Origin of the sequence: Chryseobacterium sp. IT-36CA2 (genome assembly GCF_949767875.1) — a bacterium.
Taxonomy (GTDB): Bacteria; Bacteroidota; Bacteroidia; order Flavobacteriales; family Weeksellaceae; genus Chryseobacterium.
This window is the reverse complement of the sequence record NZ_CATKPG010000011.1, coordinates 1,151,475-1,176,858: the sequence shown is the minus strand read 5'-3', so window position 1 is coordinate 1,176,858 and position 25,384 is coordinate 1,151,475. Positions and strand designations below refer to the sequence as shown.

The 25,384-nt window shown below is 37.0% G+C and carries 19 protein-coding genes; 17 read left to right on the top strand and 2 right to left on the bottom strand.

The features are described 5' to 3' along the window. Positions 1 to 5: 5 nt before the first annotated feature. The 9 genes from ACM6F9_RS06175 (at position 6) to ACM6F9_RS06135 (ending at position 13,557) form a co-directional block, all read left to right on the top strand. Complete coding sequence (locus ACM6F9_RS06175) at positions 6 to 4,259, top strand: beta-ketoacyl synthase N-terminal-like domain-containing protein (protein ID WP_414844875.1); 4,254 nt, start codon at positions 6 to 8, stop codon at positions 4,257 to 4,259. Then, positions 4,247 to 4,546 carry an acyl carrier protein gene (locus tag ACM6F9_RS06170; protein WP_002977699.1) on the top strand — a complete coding sequence of 100 codons (300 nt, stop codon included), beginning with the start codon at positions 4,247 to 4,249 and terminating at the stop codon, positions 4,544 to 4,546. The genes ACM6F9_RS06175 and ACM6F9_RS06170 overlap by 13 nt, the downstream gene beginning before the upstream one ends. Beyond that, complete coding sequence (locus ACM6F9_RS06165) at positions 4,537 to 5,319, top strand: alpha/beta fold hydrolase (RefSeq protein WP_414844874.1); 783 nt, start codon at positions 4,537 to 4,539, stop codon at positions 5,317 to 5,319. Before ACM6F9_RS06170 ends, ACM6F9_RS06165 begins: the two co-directional genes overlap by 10 nt. Then, complete coding sequence (locus tag ACM6F9_RS06160; RefSeq protein ID WP_414844873.1) at positions 5,312 to 7,714, top strand: glycosyltransferase; 2,403 nt, start codon at positions 5,312 to 5,314, stop codon at positions 7,712 to 7,714. Before ACM6F9_RS06165 ends, ACM6F9_RS06160 begins: the two co-directional genes overlap by 8 nt. Positions 7,715 to 7,727: 13 nt before the next feature. Next, a complete protein-coding gene (locus tag ACM6F9_RS06155) occupies positions 7,728 to 8,999 on the top strand; it encodes a condensation domain-containing protein (RefSeq protein WP_414844872.1) in 1,272 nt (423 codons plus the stop codon). Next, positions 8,996 to 10,249, top strand: a complete 1,254-nt coding sequence (locus tag ACM6F9_RS06150; RefSeq protein WP_414844871.1) for a phthiocerol/phthiodiolone dimycocerosyl transferase family protein — start codon at positions 8,996 to 8,998, stop codon at positions 10,247 to 10,249. Before ACM6F9_RS06155 ends, ACM6F9_RS06150 begins: the two co-directional genes overlap by 4 nt. Continuing rightward, positions 10,246 to 10,782, top strand: a complete 537-nt coding sequence (locus ACM6F9_RS06145; RefSeq protein WP_414844870.1) for a hypothetical protein — start codon at positions 10,246 to 10,248, stop codon at positions 10,780 to 10,782. Before ACM6F9_RS06150 ends, ACM6F9_RS06145 begins: the two co-directional genes overlap by 4 nt. A 268-nt stretch (positions 10,783 to 11,050) precedes the next feature. Then, on the top strand, positions 11,051 to 12,634 hold the full coding sequence (locus tag ACM6F9_RS06140; protein WP_414844869.1) for a ParB/Srx family N-terminal domain-containing protein: 1,584 nt from the start codon (positions 11,051 to 11,053) through the stop codon (positions 12,632 to 12,634). Further along, on the top strand, positions 12,631 to 13,557 hold the full coding sequence (locus ACM6F9_RS06135) for a DNA adenine methylase (protein ID WP_414844868.1): 927 nt from the start codon (positions 12,631 to 12,633) through the stop codon (positions 13,555 to 13,557). The genes ACM6F9_RS06140 and ACM6F9_RS06135 overlap by 4 nt, the downstream gene beginning before the upstream one ends. A 148-nt stretch (positions 13,558 to 13,705) precedes the next feature. On the opposite strand, the gene ACM6F9_RS06130 is transcribed toward ACM6F9_RS06135, so the two are convergent. After that, a complete protein-coding gene (locus ACM6F9_RS06130; protein WP_414844867.1) occupies positions 13,706 to 14,116 on the bottom strand; it encodes a helix-turn-helix domain-containing protein in 411 nt (136 codons plus the stop codon). Positions 14,117 to 14,377: 261 nt separating this feature from the next. On the opposite strand from ACM6F9_RS06130, the gene ACM6F9_RS06125 reads away from it, so the two are divergent. From ACM6F9_RS06125 to ACM6F9_RS06100, 6 genes are all read left to right on the top strand, one after another. Beyond that, positions 14,378 to 14,881 (top strand): hypothetical protein, encoded by a 504-nt coding sequence (locus tag ACM6F9_RS06125; protein ID WP_414844866.1) that lies wholly within the window; start codon positions 14,378 to 14,380, stop codon positions 14,879 to 14,881. Between the two features lie 748 nt (positions 14,882 to 15,629). Next, positions 15,630 to 16,559, top strand: a complete 930-nt coding sequence (locus ACM6F9_RS06120; protein WP_414844865.1) for a restriction endonuclease — start codon at positions 15,630 to 15,632, stop codon at positions 16,557 to 16,559. An 85-nt stretch (positions 16,560 to 16,644) separates the two neighbouring features. After that, positions 16,645 to 16,941 carry a hypothetical protein gene (locus ACM6F9_RS06115; protein WP_414844864.1) on the top strand — a complete coding sequence of 99 codons (297 nt, stop codon included), beginning with the start codon at positions 16,645 to 16,647 and terminating at the stop codon, positions 16,939 to 16,941. Positions 16,942 to 16,946: 5 nt separating this feature from the next. After that, complete coding sequence (locus tag ACM6F9_RS06110; RefSeq protein WP_414844863.1) at positions 16,947 to 18,362, top strand: DUF262 domain-containing protein; 1,416 nt, start codon at positions 16,947 to 16,949, stop codon at positions 18,360 to 18,362. Next, complete coding sequence (locus tag ACM6F9_RS06105) at positions 18,359 to 20,287, top strand: DUF262 domain-containing protein (RefSeq protein WP_414844862.1); 1,929 nt, start codon at positions 18,359 to 18,361, stop codon at positions 20,285 to 20,287. Before ACM6F9_RS06110 ends, ACM6F9_RS06105 begins: the two co-directional genes overlap by 4 nt. 298 nt (positions 20,288 to 20,585) lie before the next feature. Next, positions 20,586 to 21,722, top strand: a complete 1,137-nt coding sequence (locus ACM6F9_RS06100; protein WP_414844861.1) for a 1-acyl-sn-glycerol-3-phosphate acyltransferase — start codon at positions 20,586 to 20,588, stop codon at positions 21,720 to 21,722. Positions 21,723 to 21,782: 60 nt separating this feature from the next. Here ACM6F9_RS06100 and ACM6F9_RS06095 read toward each other — a convergent pair whose 3' ends face one another. Continuing rightward, on the bottom strand, positions 21,783 to 22,832 hold the full coding sequence (locus tag ACM6F9_RS06095; protein ID WP_414844860.1) for an alpha/beta fold hydrolase: 1,050 nt from the start codon (positions 22,830 to 22,832) through the stop codon (positions 21,783 to 21,785). Positions 22,833 to 23,135: 303 nt separating this feature from the next. Here ACM6F9_RS06095 and ACM6F9_RS06090 point away from each other — a divergent pair, with 303 nt between their 5' ends. Together ACM6F9_RS06090 and egtB are read left to right on the top strand one after the other, a co-directional pair. Next, positions 23,136 to 24,119, top strand: coding sequence for an L-histidine N(alpha)-methyltransferase (locus ACM6F9_RS06090; protein ID WP_414844859.1), 984 nt, complete (start codon positions 23,136 to 23,138; stop codon positions 24,117 to 24,119). An 86-nt stretch (positions 24,120 to 24,205) separates the two neighbouring features. After that, entirely contained in the window at positions 24,206 to 25,375 is a 1,170-nt protein-coding gene (egtB, locus tag ACM6F9_RS06085; RefSeq protein ID WP_414844858.1) for an ergothioneine biosynthesis protein EgtB, read from the top strand. The last annotated feature ends 9 nt before the right edge of the window (positions 25,376 to 25,384 follow it).

The window sequence follows — 25,384 nt, the reverse complement described above, 5'->3', positions numbered from 1 at the left end:
TAAGTATGAAAAAAACAGATGTTGCTGTAATTGGTCTATCCTGTGTCTTTCCCGGGGCACAGGATGCCAACACTTTTTGGCAGAATATTGTCAATAAAGTTGATTCTACTGAGCTCGCTCCGGCGGATCGGATAGATCCGGTTCATTTCAGTGATGCCACTAGTCCCGTTGACCGCTTTTACTGTCAGCGTGGAGGATTTATTCCTGATTATACATTCGATCCTACAACATTCGGTATTTTACCATTAGCTGTTGAAGGAACAGAACCTGACCATCTTCTTACCCTTGATCTGGTACAAAAAGCGCTTGAAGATGCAGGGGTATTTCAGAAAAATATTTCCCTTGAAAAAACGGGAATTATCATCGGTAAAGGAAACTACACAGGTCCGGGTGCTACCCGTGCCATCGAAATTGTGAGAACCGGAGAACAGATATCTTCCTTACTACAGGAATTACTGCCTCAGGTTTCTTCTGCAGATATTGAAAAAGTAAAACATGCTTTTCAACAGCGTAAGGGACGTTTTGCAGCAGATACCGCAATGGGATTAATACCCAATCTTGTTGCTTCTCTTGTAGCCAACCGCTTTAATTTAGGAGGTGCTGCATTTACGGTAGATGCCGCTTGTGCATCCGCTTTAATTGCCGTAGATCATGCTGTACAGGAACTTCAGAGAGGTCGTTCTGATATCATGATCGCAGGAGGGGTACACACAGGACAGAATGCTGCTTTCTGGAGTATTTTTGCCCAGCTGGGAGCTATGTCCCGCCAACAACAGATCAAGCCGTTCAGTATGGATGCTGACGGTCTGTTAATCGGGGAAGGCTGTGGTTTCGTAGTCTTAAAAAGACTGGAAGATGCCGTTCGGGATCAGGATAAAATCTATGCTGTGATCAAAGGCGTGGGCGTAAGCAGTGATGGTACCGGAACTAGTGTAATGAGTCCGTCTGTGAAAGGTCAGTTGAAAGCTTTAGAACAGGCATGGATCAATGCTGATTTAGATAAAAATAAAGTGGGATATCTTGAAGCTCATGGCACAGGAACACCCCTTGGAGATAAAACAGAACTTCAGACCTTAGCCCAATTCTTCGGAAAAGAAGAAGCGGCTCCAGTTGCGGGTATCGGATCTGTAAAGTCCAATATCGGGCATGCTATGCCAGCTGCAGGAATTGCAGGATTAATTAAAACCTGTTTAGCATTACATCATGATACTTTACCACCAACCTTATACTGCGAAAATCCGACTTCGGAGATGCAGAATACAAGGTTTGAACCTGTACAGGAAGCCAAAAACTGGTCAAAAACAGGACTGCCAAAAGTAGCTGCAGTAAATGCTTTCGGATTCGGAGGAATCAATGCACACGTTGTTTTGGAAGGCTATGATATGCCGAAAAAAGATCAGGTGCTGATATTGGCAAGACCTACCCATGAAGCATTGCTTTCAGCATTACAAAATAATGAAACAACCATTGGTGAAGGAGATTTCAGAGTTGCACTATTCGATCCGACACCTGCAAGACTGGAAAAAGCTATTAAAATTGTTTCCAAAAACATCACCTGGAAAAACAAACAGGATATCTGGTACACTTCTTCTCCATTATTAAAAGATGGCAGTAAAGTAGCCTTTGTATTCCCTGGATTGGATGGACTGGCAAAAGGTGAAGTAGAAACGGTAAGCCGTTATTTTGGACTGACAGCTCCTATTGAAACGGAAGGTGAAGGACTTTTAACCGATGCTTTAAATATCTTCAATAACTGCAGTATCCTTGATAATTCATTGAAAAAACTAGGAATTATACCGGATATGAATGCCGGACACAGTTTAGGAGAATGGCTGGCCGGTTACTCTTCAGAATTAGCAGAAGCCAACTCTGTAAAAGCCTTAATTGATGTACTGAATCCTGAAACTTTTGAATTAAAAGATTCCAAATTCATCGCCATAGGAGCCGGAATTGATGTGATAAAACCTTTTATTGCAGAAATTTCAAATCTCTATGTTTCCAATGACAACTGCCCTAATCAGGTGATTCTTTGCGGAAGCAACGCAGCTTTGGATGAATTGGTTCCTTTGTTAAAAGCAAAACAGATTTTCCATCAGGTGCTACCGTTCCAGTCAGGATTCCACTCTCCTTTTATCGCTAATAAACTGGATGTGATCCTTGCGGGAATGGAAAAAGCACAGTTCCAGCAGACGAAAATACCATTGTGGTCTGCTACTACACTAGAACCTTATCCTTCAGATCAGGCAGCGATCAGAAAACTGAGTGCCGAGCATTTGGTAGAACCCGTTCGTTTCCGTGAACTGACCGATAAATTATACGAAGAAGGTGCAAGAGTATTCATTCAGGTGGGTACCGGAGGATTGATCGGATTTATTGATGATACTTTAAAAGGAAAAGCATTCAGTACCATTGCTTCCAGCGTTCCAACTCGTTCCGCATTGGCTCAGTTACAAAGAGTAGTTGCTTCATTATTTGTAGAAGGTAAAACAATTGCCCTTGACTTTTTGGAGATTCAGAATCATTCAAAAAGACCGTCAGGAAAAGGCATTAAACTGGAATTAGGTTCTCCTATTATCCGTAATTTCAAAGAAGTGAAAGCGTTGGCTCAGTCTTTTGACACGCCAAAACAATATACAGCAACAGCTTCGGCTATTACCACAAAAAGCGGCCATCCGTTGGTACAGGCATTCCAGGATAACGTTGCCGATATGATCCGTATGCAGGAAGAAGTATTGACTTTATTCCAAAACCGTCCGGAAATCACAATCCAAAGACCTGCAACTGTAACCCATGCAGCTCCAAAAGCACCAAGAAGTACAATCTTCTCAAAAGATTTGTACGTAACGCTGGAAAGTCATCCTTACCTGATCGACCACAGCTTATTGAGACAGCCAAAAGGATGGGCTCATGTAGCAGATATGGAACCGGTTATTCCGATGACGATGATCTTTGAGCAACTTGCAGAAATTGCAGAAGCAGAAATTCCGGGAACACAGGTTCATAAAATCATGAATGTAAGTGTATTCCAATGGATGAACGTTGCCAAACCTTTCGAAAAAACCGTAAAAGGAGAATGGCGTTCAACCAATCATGCTTATCTCGATATTGAAAACTTTGCCAATGCAGAAGTCGTTTTAAAATCGGGTTCTGTTCCGACACCGGATTTCAATCTTTCTATCGGTGATCTTCTTCCTATTGAAAGAACCCCTGAAGAAATCTATGACATGCACATGTTCCATGGAGACAAATATCAGGGAATTACTGAAGTTTCAGCTGTTGGAGACAAAGGAATCATCGGAAAAATAAAAGGAAATGGAGGTAAAGGTTCTTTACTTGATAATGCAGGGCAGCTATTCGGACTTTGGCTGCAGCTTACTTTGGTGAAAGACCGTATTGCATTCCCTGTAAAAATCAGAGATATTGAATTCTTCGGAGACATGCATGACCAGGAAGGTATTTTTGAATGTACCTGTATGCTGACCGAGCTTAATGATGAATTTGCCATCGCAGATATCATCCTGAAAAGAGACGGAAAAGTATGGTGTGCCATTACGGGCTGGCAAAACAGAAGACTGGAAATTGATGCCGCTTTATGGAATGTTTCCATGTCACCGCTTCACAACCGTCTTTCGGAAGAGATTGCTCCTGAAGTTTTCTTTTTCCATCAGGCATACACCAGAGTCGCTTCATGGGATTTTATCCTGAAAAGATATTTCAACCAAACGGAAAAACAACATCACCAGCAGTTATTACCAAACAAGAAGAAAAACTGGATGGTAAGCCGTGTGGCGGTGAAAGATGCCGTAAGAAACCTTCTTCGTCAGGAAAAAAATCATGCCTGCTTCCCGATCACCTTTGAAATCCGTTCCGATGAAGTGGGGAAACCTTACCTCATCAGTGATTTTACAGAAGACATTCATATTTCATTGGCCCACAAAGGAAAAGAAGCCGTTGGAATCGCGAGATATGGAAAATCTGTAGGAATTGATATGGAACTGATGGAAGAACGCAGTTCAGGATTCTACGACATGGTATTTACTGACAAAGAATTAACCTTATTAAAAGACAGAGATCAGGCAGAATGGACCACCCGTTTCTGGGTAGCCAAAGAAGCTTACGGAAAGTTCCTCGGAACAGGACTGAAAGGAAATCCTAAAGCCTTCGAAGTCGAAATGATAAAAGACGATCACCTGTGGATCAACAACATTGAAATCAAAACTATTAAACATAAAAATTATATTATCGGATGGACACTGTAAACGCAACATTAAAAATGAACCACGAAGAACTTTTTACTTTATTAAAAGGTTTTATAACTGAAGTGATAGGTGCTGAATTTGTAGAAGAGATGGATATTACTCCTGAAAGTTCATTCACCAAAGATCTTGAAATGGACAGCATCGAGATTGTCTCTTTCTCTGAAAAGATCAAAGCGCATTTTGGCGATCAGATCGACTTTACAGGTTGGTTATCATCTATGGATCTTGACCAGCTGATTAATCTTGACCTTAGTATGATCATCAATTATATCTACGAATGCCAATAATCACTGTCAATAACAGACAAGTTCATATACAGGAACTCAACAAAGGAGCCGAACAAACCGTGGTACTCGTCCACGGTATGTTCAGTAACCTGTCCATTTATTATTTTAATATTGCCCCGGTGCTGGCCAAGCATTTCCATGTGGTGATGTACGATCTGAAAAGTCACGGAATGAGTGAACGTTTTTTGGATGGGTACGATCTTGACAACATGTCATCCGATTTAATAGGTTTAATAGATCACCTTCAACTGGAAAAAGTGCACCTTGTAGGCTATAGCTTCGGAGGTCTTATTGCGCTGAAAACAGCTTTAGAATACCCGGACCGAGTGAATCAGCTCGTGGTGATGGAAGCTCCGGATCCTCAGGACGAAAAAGCCCGTAACATCATTGATGAATACAGCAAAGAATTTCTTGAGCATTACGTAGCCAACTTTACAGATACTACCAAAGTGCAGATGGGCAAAAGACAAATGGAAAAGAACCATCGTATGTATGAATTTCTGTTTAACCAGACCAGCATTAAAGCAGATATGATCAGGGAAAAACATTTCCTGGGTGAAACTGACTTCAACAAACTGACGGCTTCTACCCTATTGCTTTATGGCGCTGACTCCAACTGCAGACCTACCGGTGAGTGGCTGCAATCTCAAATCAGCGGATCTGAACTTGAATTAATTCCGGGTGATCACAATATTCCTATCCAGGAACCTCAGCTCATTGCTGAAACGATCTCTCAATTTTTATCTAAAATTTTAACACAAAACCATGGCTAAATTTGCATTTATAGTTCCACCATTGACAGGACATGTCAACCCTACCCTAAGCATCGGTGCTACTCTGCTGGAAAGAGGACATGAAGTAGCCTGGATCAGCCTTGACCCGACTTTAGAAGCTAAACTTCCCGAGGGAGGAAAATTATTACTGATCCAATACGATCAGACCGACGAAGAAAAGAAAGAAAGTGAACAGTATCTCGATATTATTTCCAAAAAAGTAGTGTACGGAATCGACAGCGTTAAGTTCCTGTACGAAGAGGTTCTTATCCCGCTGAACAGACATTGCTATAACGGAATTGTTTCTTTATTAAAAATAGAGCAACCCGATTTGATTATCGGGGATCATCAGTTATTTGCAGCCCCGGTTGCAGCAAAAACACTTGGAATTCCTTGTGCAACTTCCGTTACCGCTCCGGCAGCCATCAAAATCATGAATGAGCTTCCGAAAGTACATGAATGGGAAGTCAATCAAATCATCGACTTGCAGAAAGAGCTCGGTTTCCAGGAAGAACGTTCTCTTGCGACTTCAGATCTGTTAACACTTGTTCTGACTTCCAATTATTTCTTTGGGGAAATGGATGATCTCCCTTCTCAATACCAATTCACAGGCCCGGTTCTTACGGAAAGACGTGTTTCATGTGAATTCGACTGGGAAAAATTAAAAAGCAAAGACAATAAAAAGATTTTAGTAAGTATCGGAACTACCTTCGATCATGATCATAAAAAAGTATTTTTCCAAAAGGTTATTGATGCCTTTAAAGATGAAGATTTAACTGTAGTAGTCGTTTCCGATCCACAGCTTTTCGAGCAGTGGCCGGACAACTTTATGGTGTATCAGCAGGTTCCGCAACTGGATCTGTTGCCTCATCTGGATGGTGTGGTTTGCCATGGCGGTCACAATACCGTATCTGAAACCTTATCACACGGTATTCCTTTGGTCGTGATTCCAATTGCGTATGACCAGTCTCATGTTGCAGGACGTGTTGTGCGTACAGAAGCGGGTGAACGTCTTAATTTTAACAGATTTAAAGCCAATCACCTGAGAGAAGCTGTACAGCAGATTTTAAATAATCCGAGCTATCGTGAAGCAGCTCAGAAAGTTGGACAGTCTTTTGTGGAAGCAGGAGGTTCAGCTACGGCAGCCAACCTATTGGAACGAGCTCTGTCAAAAGCTTCAAAACCTGAAAAACCGTCTAAATTCTTATTCGTTGTTCCTCCGTTTTTCGGACATGTAAGCCCTACTTTAAGTGTGGGAGCAAGTCTGATTGCCCGTGGCCACGAAGTAAAATGGTTTGGGATTACCCCTTTAGACAACAAACATATTCCTGAAGGAGGTTCTTATTTCTATCCTGAAGAAGATCTTATTCCCTATCAGGAGGAAATTGCCCGTATTTTAAAAAGACAGGATGACGGCCCGGCTTGTTCCGGACCTGAAGTGATGAAACTGGCACTGGAAGAAACGTATGTTCCCTTCGCGAAAATGATGATGCCGGGATTAACCAGACTGACTGAAAGCTGGATGCCGGATGTAATCGTCAATGACTGTATCACTTTCGGAGGCGCTCTTTTCGCTCATAAAAATAATATTCCTTGTGTAACGACAACGCCTGTTCCGCCGGATGTGATGGGAGATACGGAAAAAAGTGCTCCTAAAATCTGGGAATGGCAGCAAAATCTTATTAAAGATCTGCAGAGAGAAGTAGGTATTCATGAGGAAGGAATTTACATCCATTCTCACAAACTGAATATGGTGTTTACTTCACAAGCTTTCGCTGGTTTTGAAACCGTTCCGTCTCATATGAAATTCGTAGGTCCGGTAAAAGGACGCCCAAACGATGCCCCATTTGACTGGGATAAATTGAATGCCTCAACAACTCCGAAGATATTCGTGTCATTGGGAACATTGCTGGTAGACATCAGAAAAGCATTCTTTGAAAAAATCGTCGCTGCATTTAAAGACCAGCCCGTTACAGTAATTGCTGCTACTCCACCGGAAATCTTTGAAGAATGGCCGGATAATTTTATTGTGAACAGCTTTGTCCCTCAATCTGCAGTGATGCAGCAAATGGATATGGTGATTTGTCATGGAGGTTTCAATACCGTTAATGATACTTTCCGTAATGGTTTACCGATGTTGATCACGCCTATCGCTTATGATCATTTTCATATTGCGAAACTGATTGAGCAGGCAGGCTGCGGAATCAGCATCCGATACAAGAGACTGCGTGTAGATGCTCTTCGTGAAACGGTTTTTGAATTATTGGAAAATCCGAAATACAGAGCCGCCGCTCAGGAAGTTCGAAATACATTCACCCTTGCCGGAGGAAACGACAAAGCAGTAGAATTGTTAGAGAATTTCGTACAGGAACATTCAACATTAGCTTCTGTATAAACCAATAGATAATATGAAAAGAAGATTGCTATTTGGTGAACGCATGTTACTGGGAGACGGAACGGAGCCCTTTAACGTGGTCATTTCGTTCAGACTGAGAGGTACCTTTGCATTAAAAGATATCCAGCAGGCTCTGGCTCAGATTCAAAAGAAACATCCATGGCTGAGAGCATTGATCAGTCATGATGAAAAAAATATCCCGTGGTTCAATGTTCCTGATAATCCTGTTTCTATTCCTGTAAGAATCATTGCCCGACAGGGTGAAGATCAATGGCAGGAAGAATCCAGGAGAGAATGGAACACCACCTTTAATTATGAAAAATTACCTCTGATCCGGTTTGTCTGGATCAAGGGGGAAAACGTTTCTGACATGCTGTTTGCGTTCCATCATTGTCTTTGCGATGGTGGTTCTGCAATTGCTTTTTTAAAAGAGTTTTTAGTAGTACTGGACAACCCAGCTGCTGATATCGGAATTGAAAACCCTATCTTAGGAATTCAGGATGTAGTTCCGGCAAAAATCCTGAACAGCCGCAGACAGAAACTGAAAGCTAAGTTTATCGGAAGGCTTGCTGCTACAGCAATCAAATTGATCCCGATAGGTAAAAAAGTCGTTGAAAGACAGAATGACTACTTCATCCACTGGAAACTGGATGAAACCGTGAGCAAAGAATTAATTGCTTACTGCAAATCTCAGGGAGTAACTGTAAATACCTTCTTGAGTGCAGCAGTATTGCAGGCCTTTAAAAAAGTAAGAGGTGAAAAATCCTTCAACAAAGTTTCCTGTCCGGTAGACATCAGACGTTTTGCCAATCAGATTAAGGAAGATCATATTTTCGCTTTCGGGCTGATGATTGTGGTTTCTTCTGATGAAAAACAGAGTTTTTCAGACAACCTTCGTGCGATGCAGAAGGCTGTGGAACAAAAAACATCCAAACTGAACCCTTACATCACGATGATGGTGATGGAATCCGGCCATGATGCATTGAAGAATTTCACTAAACTTTTAAAGAACGGAAAATCATCCAACGACTGTATGTTTTCCAATCTGGGACGTATTCAGATTCCTCATCAGTATAAAGAATTCTCTGTGGATACTATTTTCAGTCCATCCGTGATTGGTCCTTTGGGGAATACAACAACGATGGTGACCTCAACCTACCGTGATGAAATGGATTTTTCATTCATGGGAAGCGAAGGATATTTGCCTTACACAGATGCCCTGGCAGTTCGTGACGAGATGATACAGATTATACATTCACAACTGAAACAAATGACAGTATCATGATCAGAAGACCCTTAATGATGGTAGAAAGGATCATGTATGTAGATCCTGAAACGCCTTTAAACTGTGTGTATACCGCAAAAATCAAAGGAGAGATTCCGGAAGAGAATTTTAAAACAGCTTTAATCAAAATCCAGCAGAAACATCCGATGCTGAGAGCGATCATTGATCACAACAGCGGACGATATCCTTTCTTTATCGGGCAAAAAGATATTGAACCTATTCCCCTTCGTATTGTAGAAAGGAAAACAGACGAAGATTGGTTCAAAGAATCTGAAAACGGATGGTTTCAGCTTTTCGAACATCCTAAAAAACCACTGGCTGAAGTAGTATGGATTAAGGGACAGGATACTTCCGAAATCCTTTGGGTTATGCCTCATTGCATTTCAGACGGAACAACCGGAGTGACTTTACTACGTGAACTTTTGAGTTTGCTGGACAATCCCCATGCTCCACTCATTCCTTATGTTGCTTTTGAATCTGTGAATGATTTTTTGCCTTCGGATTTTAATACGGGGATTAAAAAATATAAGGCCAGCCTTTATCTGCTTTTCGCCAGAATATTCTTTTCAATCCAGCGAAAAAGCAAAAAAAGAAACCTTGGAAAAAACTACGCCATTCACTGGAAGTTGACACCAGAAGACACCAAACTGATCACTGAAAAATGTAAAGCCAATGGAATTTCCGTACATGCTTTGCTGTGTTCTTCTGTGATGCAGGCGTTCCGTGATATTCAGGGAGACCGTGCTAAAGGTAAGGTGATCAGCCCTGTAGATGTGCGTCATTTTATTCCGGAAATTAAAGAAGATCATTTATTTGCTTTTGCCCCAACGGTAGAACTGTCTGTGAAAAAAGGCAGTAAGGATGTGATGAGCAATGCCAAAGAGATCAAAAAGGATCTTATTGAGAAAATCAACAAGATGGAAGCCCGTGAACTCCTGTGGATGGGAGAACATATGCACCCCATTGTAGAACGCATGATCAGTATGCTGAAATCCAGCGAAGGCGGCCATGATATAACCCTATCCAATATGGGAAAGGTGAATATCCCGAATGATTATAAAAACTTCAAACTGGAAACGGTGATCAGTCCAACTGTGGCTTTTCCATGGCTGAACTCGAACACTTTGGTAACCAGTACGTACAACCAACAAATGGACTTCACCTTCATGTCCAATGAAAACTTTCTTCCCAAAGAGGAAGCCCATCTGATAAAAGATAAAGCCATCGAGCTATTGACCACCTCTCTATGAAATTTAAAATAAAGCCTCCGAAGCCAAAACTTATCAAGAAAACCACCCTGAAACGCTTTCTCATCAAGCGTACGATTTATTATGTCCTTCCGAATGTATTTTTTAATTTCATCATTGCGTATGCCAGCTTCAAGGAGCTAGGTTACACCCATTTTTTCTCAGGAACCCAAAATCTGGCACGTCTTACCCTGCCGATGGCCATTTTCCTTCCTGTAGTCCTTACCATTGATATCATCAAAAGAGTAACGGATGCCGCCAGCCAAGAAGCCATAGAGTTTACCGTAGACGAACAGTTGAATATTAAAAAACTTATGACCAAGCTAAGCATCTTACATGGCTTAATTACAGGTTCATTGGTACTCTCCCTACTCTTTATAGGACAGTACAATTTCTCAAAGGATTATAAGCTGGATGCTACGGCGATGGCTGTGGTGGTGGGTGTGTTAGCGGGGATTTTGTCTGTGGTGTTTGTGTATTTGCCGGTGTGGAGATTGAGGAGGTGGATGTGTAAGAGGATGAACCTATTATCTTAACACAAATAAATGTTATAGTGTTATCGTAAACAAAAAGTTTCAATTAAAATTGAAACTTTTTGTTTACGGTTTTCCGTAAAGAAATAATTATTTTTTTTTATATAATTGTAAAAAGATTATTAGTACATAACATGCTTAGCAATATGTTTTAAACAAATTATTTTTATTTACTTTTGCAGAATTATTCATTTAGTATTATTGAAAGGTAGGGGAAATATTTAAATTAGAGTTTTTGATAAGCTAATGGAAAAACAAAAACTGATTAATTATGATTAACTATTTCGAATGGCCTAAAAGAAAAATATCCATTACTACATTAAAGTTAGATTCTGAAAATCCCAGATTAACACAATCAGGAAAAAAAAATTCACAATCTGATATTATTGATTATTTAATAGAAAATGAGAAGGTAATTGAGTTAGCAAAATCAATTATCCAACAAAATTATTTTTTAAATGAGCAGCCCATTGTTACAAAAGAAAATAGTAAATTCATAGTCTTAGAAGGTAATAGAAGAGTTACTGCTTGTAAAATATTACTTAATCCAGATTTAATAAAAAATGATAGTAAAAGAACTCAAATAAAAAGACTTTTAAAAAATTTTGATATTGAAATTATTAAAAAATTGGAAGTCTATATTTCTCCTGATAGACCGTCAGCTGATCAGATGATTGTAAATAGGCATACGGGAGGATCAGTAGTGGAAAGATGGGATAAGACAAAGCAGGATAGATTTATTCACAATAGATTTATAGATGGAGAAACAATTGATGAATTGTCTACAAAGTTCTCTACAACAAAAGGTGAAATAAGAAAATCATTAAAAAGATATAATGTATTTAATGAAATCAGGAAGTTGCAATTAGATGATAAATATTTAAAAGATATTCTTGAAGAAACTAAGTTTAGTATGACAAATGTTGAACGAGTCTATGAATCAAAATACGGCAAAGACTTTTTAGGTCTTGATTTTAATGACAACTCTTCAATAAAAAAATTATTACCCAAAGAAGAGTTTGAAAAAAGACTTTCTTTCTTAGTTAAAAAAGTTATTGATGGTGAAATCAATTCTCGTTCATTAAATACAGAAGATGATAAAAGAGAATATTTTGATTCGCTTTCAAATTCCCAAGATTTTGATTTTACAATATCTTTAGATGAAAATAATGATTATTCAGATATCGGAGAAATTATCGAAGATGATATTGAAGATGTATCTAAAAATGATGGAGAGAAACTAAAAACTAAAAGGACTAACTCTTCAAAACTTTTTGGTGAAAATATCCATTTGGTTTCTGGACATAAAAGAATTGATAGAATTTTTGGCGAGTTGAAATCACTTAACTTAAAAAATCACACAAATGCTGTAGCTGTATTAATGAGAAGTTATATTGATATGTTAACTTATCAGTATTTAAAAAATCATCATGAAATTGATGAAATAAAAAAACTAAAAGGGCAAGAAATTCAAGAAGAAAATGAAAAGCTCTTAGTAAAAATAATAAATTTTTATAAATTAAAAACAGGCTACTTATCCGATGAAAAGTTCAAAAATGACCTTAAAAAAGAATTAAAATTATCTGGAGGGGTACCCAGAGATTTTGTTCCAAGCCTAAAATTTATGCTTTCTCATATCGTTAGTTCAGATTTACTTGAGGAACCAAAAATGAAATCGTCGTTACAAAGTCATTTGAATAGTAGCAAGAAAATTGAGAAGATTATTGGACACAATGAGTTTAATAATCTTGTTCATAATGAATATTACCCGAGTGATAGCTCAGAACTTCAAGAAGCATGGGAGAAATTATTTCCTATCTTAGAATTTATGGTAAATAATTTAAAGAAAAAATGATTAGTCAACATTATAGTCCTTTAAGATATCCTGGTGGGAAAGTTTCATTATATGATTTTCTCAAAAAAATGATTATTCATAATAATGTCATAGATGGTATTTATGCAGAAGGATTTGCAGGAGGAGCAGGAGCAGCTTTAAAGCTATTAATGCTTGAAGATGTAAATGAAATATATTTAAATGACAGTGATATCTTTATTTACAAATTTTGGTTTTGCGTTTTAAATAATACAGAACAATTAATAAAAAAAATTCATGATACACCTGTATCCATAAATGAATGGAAATATAGAAAAGAGATCATTAAATCATCTGATTTATCAGAATTTTCTGATTTAGAATTGGCATTTACAACTTTCTTTTTAAATAGATGTAATAGATCAGGAATATTAAAAGCTGGAGTTATAGGAGGAAACGAGCAGGCAGGCAACTGGAAAATTGATGCTAGGTATAACAAAAAAGATTTAATAAAAAGAATTGAATTAATATCTTGTTATAAGGATAGAATAAAACTTTTCAATAAAGATATTCTCACTTTCTTAAAAGATATTTCAAAAGAAAAACATAGTTCTACAGATGTTTTTGTTTATTTAGACCCTCCATATGTTGAACAAGGAAAAGATTTATATTTAAATTATTTCAATGATAATGACCATACGCGGTTAGCAAAATATCTACAGAAAAATTTTAATTATAAATGGGTTACATCATATGATGATCATGAACTCATACACAATATATATAAAGAAGTTCATAAAAACATCTTTGAATTCAACTATTTTGTCAATAGAACAAAAATAGGACGAGAGTTGTTAATAGCTAGTAAAAATTGTAAAATGGTAAACAGCTATAATCATTATTCAAGAAAAAAAGCTATGCAAAGCTCCAATGAAATTGATAAATTTAAAAGATCCGTTGTTTAGGAATAAATAGTCTTTAGAAATACTACGCATTGAATGTAATATAATTCTTGAATGTGTATCATCCAATATCTTTATAAGACTGATTTTCTAATACTATAAATAAAATGTTCAGCAAAATTGTTGAACATTTTTATATATCTTAAATAAATTATCCCTTCTCAATCAACCTCTCCAATCTCCCCATCATTTCATCCTTCTCCTTCAGCATCCTCTCATAAAGTTCCATTTTTTCTTCATGCATTTTCAGAATGGCTTCTACCGGATTAAAAACAGGATGAATATTGATCGCAGAAGCTCCATCTTTGAAATCAGTAAACGTATTAGAAATAATATTCACCGCCTGCTCTTCATCAAAATTCTGAAAAGCTTCCACCGGAATTTTCAATACTTCAGAAATTCTTTTCAGCAAAGGGTCTTCAATAATTTCTTTCTGTTCCAGCAGAGAAACTTTCTTCTGGTTCCAGTCTTCTCCAAGGTCAAGAGCCAATGCTTCCTGCTTAATGCCCAACATTTCTCTGAATCGTTTTACATTGCGTCCCTGATGTATTTTGTGTTCCATATTCATCAACTTTTATGAAGTTTAAATATAGAAAAATATTTATAAAAACTTCCTTTATCTCCCTAAAATTGATGAGCGGGTATCTCTTTCTCCATTTCCTTCATTATGCCCTCTTTTATTCTTCAAAAAATGATAAACCAGAAACCCTATTATCCATTTTTAACAATGTGATGAACGCCTGTTAAAAAATTCACACTCTGTTGATTTTTGATACATTATACTCATTATATTTGATCTGAATAACACCAAAAACACAAGCGTATGGCACTAGACAATTTAATCAGCATCAGCTTTTCAGCAAGCGAGCTAGAAACCATTGACAAAGCAATTCTGGACATCCAGACTGTCCTCACAGGAAAAACCATCAATCTTACTCCGGATGAGAGACAGCAGTACGGAAGAATTGCAGAACAGAACAAACTCTTTGTAAATAAAGCCAAAAATTATATGGAACAATATGTTCAACACGTTCCGGGGTTTATTGATAAAGCAGAATTCGACAGAGATTATGAAGCCAGAGAGCAGATAGAACAAAGGTTGCAGCTGTTAGATTCCTTAGTAGAACAACTGGCTGATACCAAGGTTTTGCTGGATCACGATAATTATCATAACGCCATCAGTTTCTACCGAAGCATCAGATTTCTTTCTGAAGAAAACGTTCCCGGTACCAATGTAATTTATGAAGGAATGAAACAGTTTTTCTCGTCAGGAACCACTCCGGGGCAACCAGAGGTTCCTCCACCCTCTTCCACCGACAATCAGTAAGGATTAATGTAGAAAGCAAATATACTTTTTCTTAGAGCACGTGAAAACGTGCTTTTTTTATGGTTGGAGGTTTTACATGTTTATGGTTGGAAATCGCAAAGGCGCAAGTTATTATCATAAGAATCTTCTTGAGGGCGCTAGGATTTTATCTCCGATAAAATAGTACATTGAATTAATCCTTGCTGAAAATCTCACATTGAACGAAGTCGAAATATTCTTGCGTCTTAAAATGAAAACCTTTGCGCCATTGCGTTTAAAACAAGTACTGCAAATAATTTCTCTTGTAGATTCAGGTGAGATATAAAAAACGCAAAGGTTTTATACATCAGGATGCGTCATCATAGTGGCAAAGAATGGAGGCTGCGCCTCTGATGAAGCGATGTGATGATGAGAATACTTCTTAGAATAGCATTTTAGTCCTTTTACCCCCCTTCATTAACCCTCTCGAGGTACTTCATCAACGGTCTCCAGCCCCTTTGCTAACCCTCTCCACCCCCTTGACTAAGGGTCTCTACCCCCTTACATAACCCCCTATACCCCCTTAGACAACCCCCTCTACCCCCTTGGGTAAGGGGGTAGAGACCCTTCATGAAGTGGCTCCAGGCCGTTCGGAAGTCCCTGGAGGGGCTTTGGAAGGGGGTAAAACTGTTTTTACTCACTATTGATGATGACTTTTAGAGAAATTTACGTTTTCCCGTAAACAGTAGTAAAATAATTTTGGTATACTTGCTCTGTAAAATAATAAACCATGCCAGTACCGGATTTTCAGAGTATAATGTATCCATTTTTATCTTTATTACAGGATGATAAAGTATATTCTCTAGATAATATGATGCAGCTTCTGACGCAGCATTTTAATTTAACAAAGGAAGACCTTGCCCTTAAAGTTCCCAGCGGTCAACAGACATTATTCAGAAACCGTGTAGGATGGAGCAGAAGTTATTTACAGAAGGCAGGCTTAATTTCTTACCCTTCAAGAGCACACTATCAAATTACTTCTTTGGGAAAAGAAGCTTTAAAAATGGCAACAGCTCACTATATCAATATTAATTTTTTAAAAAAATTTGATCCATTTAAAGAATGGGAAGCAAGCTATAAGAGTAATGGATCTTCATCAATAGAGACAACTGAAGTTTCAACAGTGGATGAAGATAGTGAAACTCCTGAGGTTATTATTGGTAAATCCATAAGCCAGATTAATTCCAGCCTGGAATATGAGTTATTAAATATCCTGCGAAACAAACCTGCAGACTATTTCGAACTTTTTGTTGTGAAGCTGCTGGATAAGTTGGGCTACGGTGGAGAAGGAAAAGGGAATTTCGAAGTAGTCGGCCGTTCAGGAGATGGTGGAATTGACGGTATTCTTTATCAGGATCAGCTGGGATTTGAAAAAATATATGTTCAGGCCAAAAGATGGGGAACAAAAGTAGGTTCTCCTGAAATCCGAAATTTTATAGGAGCTATTGCAAACAAAGGATCCAATAAGGGGGTGATATTAACTGTTGGAGATTTTACCGCTGATGCTAAAAAAACAGCAAATGAGAACCCGAATTATAAAATTGTTTTAATTGATGGGAAAAGATTAGCAGAACTGGCCATTCAGAATAATATCGGAGTACAAATAAAAGATAAAATCGAAATTAAAGAAATAGATATTGATTTTTTTGAAGAAGATTAATTACTAAATTTTGTTCTCAACAAGTGGCTGTCTCCAATAAGAGATAGTCCTTTTCATATATAATATAAAAAACTAAAAACAAACTATGGATGAACTAAATGTCTCGACAAAAGACCCGCATGCATTAATCAGTGAGATAATTGATAAGATCAACAATAATGATATCCGCTCATGGAAGTATAATGATACTGATGAAATTTTTTATCATAAAGGGCCTCAGTATATAGATCATATTTATTTTAAAGTAAAGGTAGATGATGCCAAAGGTATACTGAAGTTTATTTTGTATTCTGACGGCAATGAGTTCGCTGAATCAAGAGCCTTTCAGCTTTTAGAAGGAATGTTGGGAAGACATTTTAGCGGAAGTACTCAAATCATATAATGGATATGGATCATTTAAAAGTGTATTCCATTACTTTAGATCAGTTATTTAATGGGACTATTGAGGGATTTGAGGGATTTGAGGGATCACAAAAAATTTTAATTCCTGAATATCAGCGCCCTTATGTATGGAAACAAAAACAGATTATACAATTACTTTCTGATCTGAAAGCATCAGAAAAAGATTGTGATAAAGAAAAGCCGCTATATTATCTGGGAAGTATAATCATTCATCAAACTAAAGATGGGCTGCAGATTATTGACGGACAGCAAAGAATAACGACAATGTTATTGATACAGCAGTTTTTGAAAACTGACATTACCACAGTACATTATTCTAACCCTCTTAGCATACATCAGATAAAATCAAATTATGAATTTCTGAAGGCTTTGTTTGATGGAGATCATTTTGATTACCTTGATCTTATCGATATTAAGAAAAGCCTGCAATTTCAAAACATTAATGTAACGCTTGTCATTACTAAAAGTGAAGATCTTGCTTATACCTTTTTTGAAACTCAAAATACGGGAGGAGTACGTCTTTCAGGTAGTGACATCATAAAAGCTCATCATTTGAGGGCTGTAGACAATCGCAAAATAGTTGCCTATCAAGCAAAGCGTTGGGAGAAAAATCAGAAACATGTTGAAGATATTATTGGTTATCTGGGTAAGTTAAGATATTGGGACAATAGATATTGGAGACAGTATCCCGGATATAGGATGTACACTGAAAAGAAGAATACAGTGATCAATGAGTTTTGCATTGACACAGAAAAGACGGATAAAGATATTTCATACCATTATCAAATAAGTGAAAACAGAAATGGAAATATTTATACTTCTACCCTAAGCAGATTTAAGCAGATCAGACAGCCCTTAAATGATGGCAATAATACACTGGATTATATAAATGATTATTTAAAACTTTATACGGAACTGTTTATAGATCAAAATAATCATAGTATTCAGGAAGACTTTTATACCTTTTATAAAAATGTAGTTCATGGTGAAAATGGCACTATATTTTTAAAGGATCTCTTTGAAGCCTGCATCATTGCTTATGTAAGCAAATTTGGGTATGAGCGTCTGTATGAAATTTCCTTATGGGTGTACAGATCAATATTTTCACTCAGAATTACACTTGACAGGAATGTAAGAGAGGATAGCGTATTTAAACTGGTAAGAGATACTCACCTTATTGATACAATTTTAGATATCTACACTCCTGAGGATTTGATTAAAAAATTTAAAAAAGATCGTTTTAAATTCAATAAGAATTATACAGAAAGTACTCATTCCAAATCCAAACATATAGAAACACTCAGGAGTTATTTTGGTGACTTCAAACAAGCTTCCGATTATCAGGAGGATTATGATTTTGATAAGCAATTTGTATCACTAATTAAAGAAAAATTAAAATGAGTAAGAATAAATTTGGAACTGCAATTATAACTTTGAAGGATATCTTATCATATGAGTTTTTAATTCCTACCTATCAAAGACCTTACGTTTGGGATAATGAGCAAATTAAAAGTCTGCTGGATGATTTTCATCTTTCATTTACAACTAATGCTCATGAAAATTATTATATAGGAACAATTATAACCAAGGAAGAAGATACCTCAAACAAAATTGAACTCGTTGATGGACAGCAAAGATTTACTACACTGTGGCTGATTGCCTATTGTTTTAAAAGATTAAATGTTTCTACGAGATTAATTGATTTTTTAAAAGTGGGGGATCAAATGAAACTTTCATTCGAAATCAGAAATGAAGTAGAAAATTATCTTCGTTATTTATTGGAAAATTCGGCTGAAAACATTGAAAATGTTTATCCTGAAGTAAATCGGCTGGAATTTGTAAAGCATATTGCAAAAGCAGTATCAACCATTGAAAGCTATTTGAGGGTCATAAATAATCAGGCTGCTTTTGGAGATTTTATTTTTGAAAATGTACATCTGGTAAAGAACAGCACACCGGATCATGTAGATCTTAACAAGATTTTTACCACGATCAATAGTTCCGGGATACAATTAGAACAGACAGATATCATAAAATCAAAATTATTAAATCATTTAGGCAATGAAAAATTAATTTACAGTAAATTGTGGGAGGTTTGCGAAAATATGTTTTCTTATTTTGAAAAAAATGTCCGGGATTCATTCGGTGGAGAAATCTCTAAACAATTGGATCTGACAAACTGGGTTGAATTTCGCAGGGATATTTTTCAGGTGTATTCAGAAAATAAAGAAGAACAGATCTCCCCACAAGGTTTTTCAATATCAGACATTATCAATAATACAGCTATTGGGTCTACTTCAGCTGAGGAGGCTGATGAAACAAATAACCTGAGATCAGATGAAATTTACTGCAGGGCACTAATTTCTTTTCCTCAACTGCTGATACATACTTACAGGATTCATCTTGCAAAAGAATGTAAAGCTGATTTTGAAGGAACATTTCATGCCAATAGGATTATAGAAATTTTCGATCCATTAATTAATAGTGATAAAGAGGAAATTACACGTTTTCTGGAATTACTTTGGGATGTAAGACAGGTTTTTGATCTCTATATTATAAAATGGGTGACTGATTTGAGTACAAAACAGGAATCTCTGGAGCTCGTAAATCTTAATAAAAATTCTAATGATTATTATTCTAAAACCAATTATGCAGTTGACACTCTTCACCAATTACAAAGCATGCTTTATTTTACAGGTGATTATCTAAGACAATATTGGTTAACACCCTATCTGAACTATCTTCTGGAAAATAAAACACAGTATGAAAAGGCTAAAGCCTTGCTAAGACTTGAAGAAATAGATAATCAATTGTCCCTTACCAAAGACAAAAATAAAAATGCAAGTTTTGCAATGATTTCTCAAGATATAGATTATCAAATAGATTATGAGTTGTATTTATACGAATCAAATGGGGTAAGATTTCAGCATTACTGGTTTCAGAAGTTAGAGTATATACTTTGGAAAAACTGGAAAGATCGCGAGGATGAAAAATTCAAAAGATATAGAATTTCATCAAAAAACTCTGTAGAGCATTTAAATCCTCAAACTCCCAAACCGGGAGTATTAAAATTAAATGAAGAATTATTAAACGCTTTTGGAAATCTGGTTCTTTTAAATGTTACTCAAAACTCGGAATACAGTAATAAATACATACACGTTAAACAAGCTGAATTTAAATCTAAAAATAGCTATGATACATTAAAATCCAAACTATTTTTTGATGAACTAAATGATGATACTGATTTCAAAACTTTGATTACTACTCATGGAAAACAAATGATTGAAGAAATTAAGAAACATTATAGTGAAACAGGAAAAGTTTAATCATGTCTGTATACTATATGATCCAATAATCAATTGCTTTATTTTTATACTATTGCTTGTCATTCTATGGAAATCTCAATATAATATGCTTAATTTTAGGCTAAAGCCAAAAGAAGGAATGTTTTCTTATTTAAATGGGCTAAAGCCCATTTCTATTGAATTTCTACAACTGGCTAAGATAAAAGAGAGCTATTGAGGCTGAACTCCTACGCCCTTCATAATACTTTAACATCCATTATACCCTATGCCCAAATAAATTTTCGTTCTTTTGCAAAAAGTTTTAATTTTAAATAATCGCATGTCGAAGTTTGATGAAATCCGGTATTTCTATGATCATGAAGTGAATGAAAGATTAGCGGACGTTGCCCGTGATCCTATGATGAAAGCATTCATGAGCTTTACTTTTCCTGATACGGATGAGCAGGTATGGTTGGAACAGTTTAAAGAGGTTCATTCCATAAGTGATTTTCAGCATCAGTTTGTGGCATATGCCGTTCGTCAGATTCTTGCGAAAAGTTCTGAGGGATTAACAACTTCAGGTTTCGACAGATTGGATAAAAATACCTCCTATCTTTTCATTTCAAACCACAGAGATATTGTTTTAGATACTTCTCTTCTTAATCTGGTATTGCTGGAAAGCGGTCTTATCATGACGGCTTCTGCCATCGGTGACAATCTTGTACACAAAAAGTTTTTAAATGTACTGGCTAAACTGAACCGTAACTTTTTAGTACAAAGAGGCTTGTCTCTGCGTGATCAGCTTACAAGTTCACAGACCATGTCTGAATATATTAAAACGCAGATACTGGAAGAAAACCGTTCTGTATGGATTGCCCAACGTGAAGGCCGTACCAAAAACGGGAATGATGCAACCCAGCAGGGTGTTTTGAAAATGCTTGCCATGGCAGCGGGAGATCAGTCTCTGACAGATTATTTTAAAACATTAAAGATTGTTCCTATCTCCATTTCTTACGAATACGATCCTACTGATTCTTTAAAAATGCCTCAACTGCTTGCTCAGCATAGAGACGAGGAGTATATAAAAGGAAAAAATGAGGACTTTACCACGATGCTCAGCGGAATATTAGGTCAAAAGAAACGTATTCATCTGCATGCCGGTGATGTTATTGATACTGAACTGGATGAGATTGCAGCTTCCATTGATAATAAAAACAAACAGCTGCAGGCAATTGCTCAAGTGATTGACCGCTCTATCATCAGTAATTATAAGCTTTGGCCTACCAAGTATATTGCTTACGATTTACTTCACAATACTGATACCTACTCCTCTGAATACACAGAACAGGAAAAACAGTTATTTATCCGCAGGCTTGAAATGCGTATTGACCCGTCTGACCCTGTTTCCAAAGAGTATTTCTTAGCCATGTATGCCAATCCTTTGGTGAATAAACTGAAGCTGGAAGAAGGTTTATAAGAGAATTTACCATTCAATAAAAATAAAAAGCCACTACTCAACAGTAGTGGCTTTGTTGTATTATTTTGTTTGTGACATAGAATCTACCTCTACAATCGCATCTGCAAAAGCTTTTGGAGCTTCCTGTGGCAAATTATGTCCAATTCCACCTGTTAGTGTATGATGTACATATTTTCCTGTGTATTTAGAAGCATAATTTTTAGGGGCAGGAAATGCAGCTCCGTTGGCATCGCCTTCTAAAGTAACCGTAGGAACTGTAATAGCCGGAGATTTTGCCAATTTGGCTTCAAGCATGTCGTATTGTTTTTCTCCTTTAACCAATCCTAAACGCCAACGGTAATTGTGGATAACAATATCAACATGGTCAGGATTATCAAATGCATTAGCGGAGTGTTCATAGGTTTGGTCATCAAAAGACCATTTTGGTGAGGCATTTTTCCATATTAATTTATTAAATGCTGCAGTGTTGGCTTTATACCCTTTATACCCTCTTTCAGTTGAAAAATAATACTGATACCACCATAAAAACTCAGCATTGGGTGACAGAGGTTTTTCATTGGCCTTCGGACTTCCTATTAAATATCCGCTTACCGCAACCAATCCTGAGCAGCGTTCAGGCCACAGTGCTGCCATAATATCTGCTGTTCTTGCACCCCAGTCGAAACCGCCAATAATTGCTTTATCTATTTTCAGGGCATCCATAAAAGCAATGATATCCAATGCCACAGCGCTCTGCTGACCATTTCGTTTTGTATGGGGTGACACGAAAGTAGTGGTTCCATACCCTCTCAAATAAGGGACTAAAACACGGTAGCCTTTTTCAGCAAGCATAGCGGAAGACTGTTCAAAACTATGAATATCATAGGGCCATCCATGAAGAAGGATGACAGGTTTCCCGTTTTCAGGACCTATTTCTGCATATCCTACCTCCAATAGTCCGGCTCTGATTTTCTTTGTATTCTGGAAAGCTGATCTGACTGCTGCACTTTCCAATTCTTTTTCGCCAGAAGTATAAGTCTGTGCATTTAGAGACCATAATCCTATTCCCATAAAAATAAACAGGGATAAAATGGATTGTATTTTTTTACTGAAATTCAATGTAGTATTCATAATAGTGATGTTTTCTGATGGTAAAATTATGGTGAAACAGAGTTGGAAATAAGGGCAAATACTGTGAACAGGTCATATTGAAGGGGGAATACTGATTTTCTGACGCTAAAGCAGACAGCACGTTTACAATGAAAAGACAGGGCTCATAATGGATAAAAAATACCACATCTGGTAAAAACATCATGATAATCATCCTATTAAAAGTAAAATTGTTTATATTTAATTAGATAAAAGCAAAGAATTTTCATGTTGTAAAAGGCAGGATAATTGCAATAATCTACAAAACCACACAAAATAAGACTTATGAATGTACAGTTAGACATACACTCTAAGAGTGAAAAGAATGCTGTTGACCATTTCCGTTCGGATATTTTGAACGGACTAAAGAATACACCTAAAAAATTATCTTCAAAATATTTTTACGATAAGATCGGCGATCATCTTTTTCAAAAAATTATGGCCATGCCCTCCTATTATCTGACCCGTTGTGAACTGGATATTTTCAAAAACAAAACAGATGAATTGATTGATCTTCTTATTCCCGGAGACGAATCTTTTGACCTGATTGAATTAGGCGCAGGAGACGCGATGAAATCAACGTATTTACTTGAACAGCTGATCAGAAAAGGGATTAACTTTACTTATATGCCGATTGATATCTCAGGAAATATTCTTTCCATACTCCATAAAAAACTTAGCAGTCAGCTTCCGGAAATGAAAATTACCTGTCTGGAAGGTGATTATTTTGAAATGCTTCAAAAAGCTGCTTCATTATCCGACCGGAGAAAAATTGTTTTGTTTTTAGGAAGTAATATCGGGAATATGACTCCTGAAGAGGCTGCAGACTTCTGTCTGCATCTGAATAGCAATCTATCCCCAAAAGATCGTGTATTGGTAGGATTTGATCTAAAGAAAAATCCGCACATTATTCTGGAGGCTTATAATGACAAAGAAGGAATTACAGCTTCTTTTAATCTTAATCTTCTGACCCGTATCAACAATGAACTGGATGGTAATTTTGATGTGAAACAATTTCAGCATTACCAGACTTATGATCCGGTTACCGGAGCCTGCAGAAGTTTTCTGGTAAGCCTTATCAGTCAGAATGTAACCATTGGTAATACCATCATTTCTTTTGAAGAAAATGAACTTATCGACATGGAAATTTCACAGAAATTCTCTCCTGAAAAGATCAGAGAACTGGGCGAAAAATCAGGGTTTACCATCACCGGAGAGATCAAAGATTCTAAAAAATGGTTTGTAGATACAATCTGGCAGGTAAAATAAAAATTGACTGTACAGCACATCTGCAAAAGTGAAAAAATAACATCATGTTTCTTTCATTGAACATCAATCATTAAAAACTAAAAGACATGACACCAGAGATCACCACAAAAGATATCACTAAAAAGTATATGAACATCCGCAGACGTTCTGAGGAAATCTGTGCTCCGCTGGAAATTGAAGATTATGTAGTACAGCCGATTGTAGATGTAAGTCCTCCGAAATGGCATCTCGGTCATACTACCTGGTTTTTTGAGACCTTCATTCTTACTCCGCATTTTCCGGATTATAAGGTTTTTGATCCCCAGTATAATTTTGTTTTCAACAGTTACTATGAGACGATCGGAGCAAGGGTGATCCGGACAGACCGTGGAAACCTCAGCCGTCCTTCTGTTTCGGACGTGTATCAATATCGAAAATATGTAGATGAGCATATGGAAGCTTTTCTTCAAAGCTCATTTCTGACAGAAGCTCTTGAACCTCTTTTGGAACTGGGGCTCAACCATGAGCAGCAGCACCAGGAATTATTAGTTACTGACATTAAATATATTTTAGGACATAACCCGCTTTTCCCTGCTTATACAAAAGAAAATCCTATCCAAAACAGCTCTGGAGATCTTGAAATGCTCAGGTTTTCTGAAGGGGTCTATGAAATTGGATTTAAGGGAGAAGGATTTTGTTTTGATAATGAACTAGGACGACATAAAGTATATCTCACTGATTTTGAAATTGCCAGCCAGCTTGTCACGAATAGTGAATATTTAGAATTTATGAAAGCAGGCGGATATGAAGATTTCAGGCACTGGCATGCTGAAGGATGGGACTGGGTGAAACAGAATTCTGCAAAATCTCCACTGTACTGGCATTATATTGAAGACAAATGGATGTATTACACACTCAATGGATTACAGGAAATAGATCCTCACGCTCCGTTGTGCCACATCAATTTCTATGAAGCGTCTGCTTTTGCCTCCTGGAAAGGAATGCGTCTGCCTACCGAGGAAGAATGGGAAATTGCTTCAGATTATTTTGATTGGGGAAGACGCTGGGAATGGACGAACTCCGCTTATCTGCCTTATCCTGATTTTAAGAAAGAAGCAGGAGCAGTAGGTGAATACAACGGAAAGTTTATGATCAATCAGATGGTTTTAAGAGGAGCTTCGGAAGCTACTCCTCCGGGACACAGCAGAAATACATACCGTAATTTTTTTCAAACCAATTTAAAATGGCAGTTCACAGGAATAAGGCTTGCTCAGTAATTTTTTACC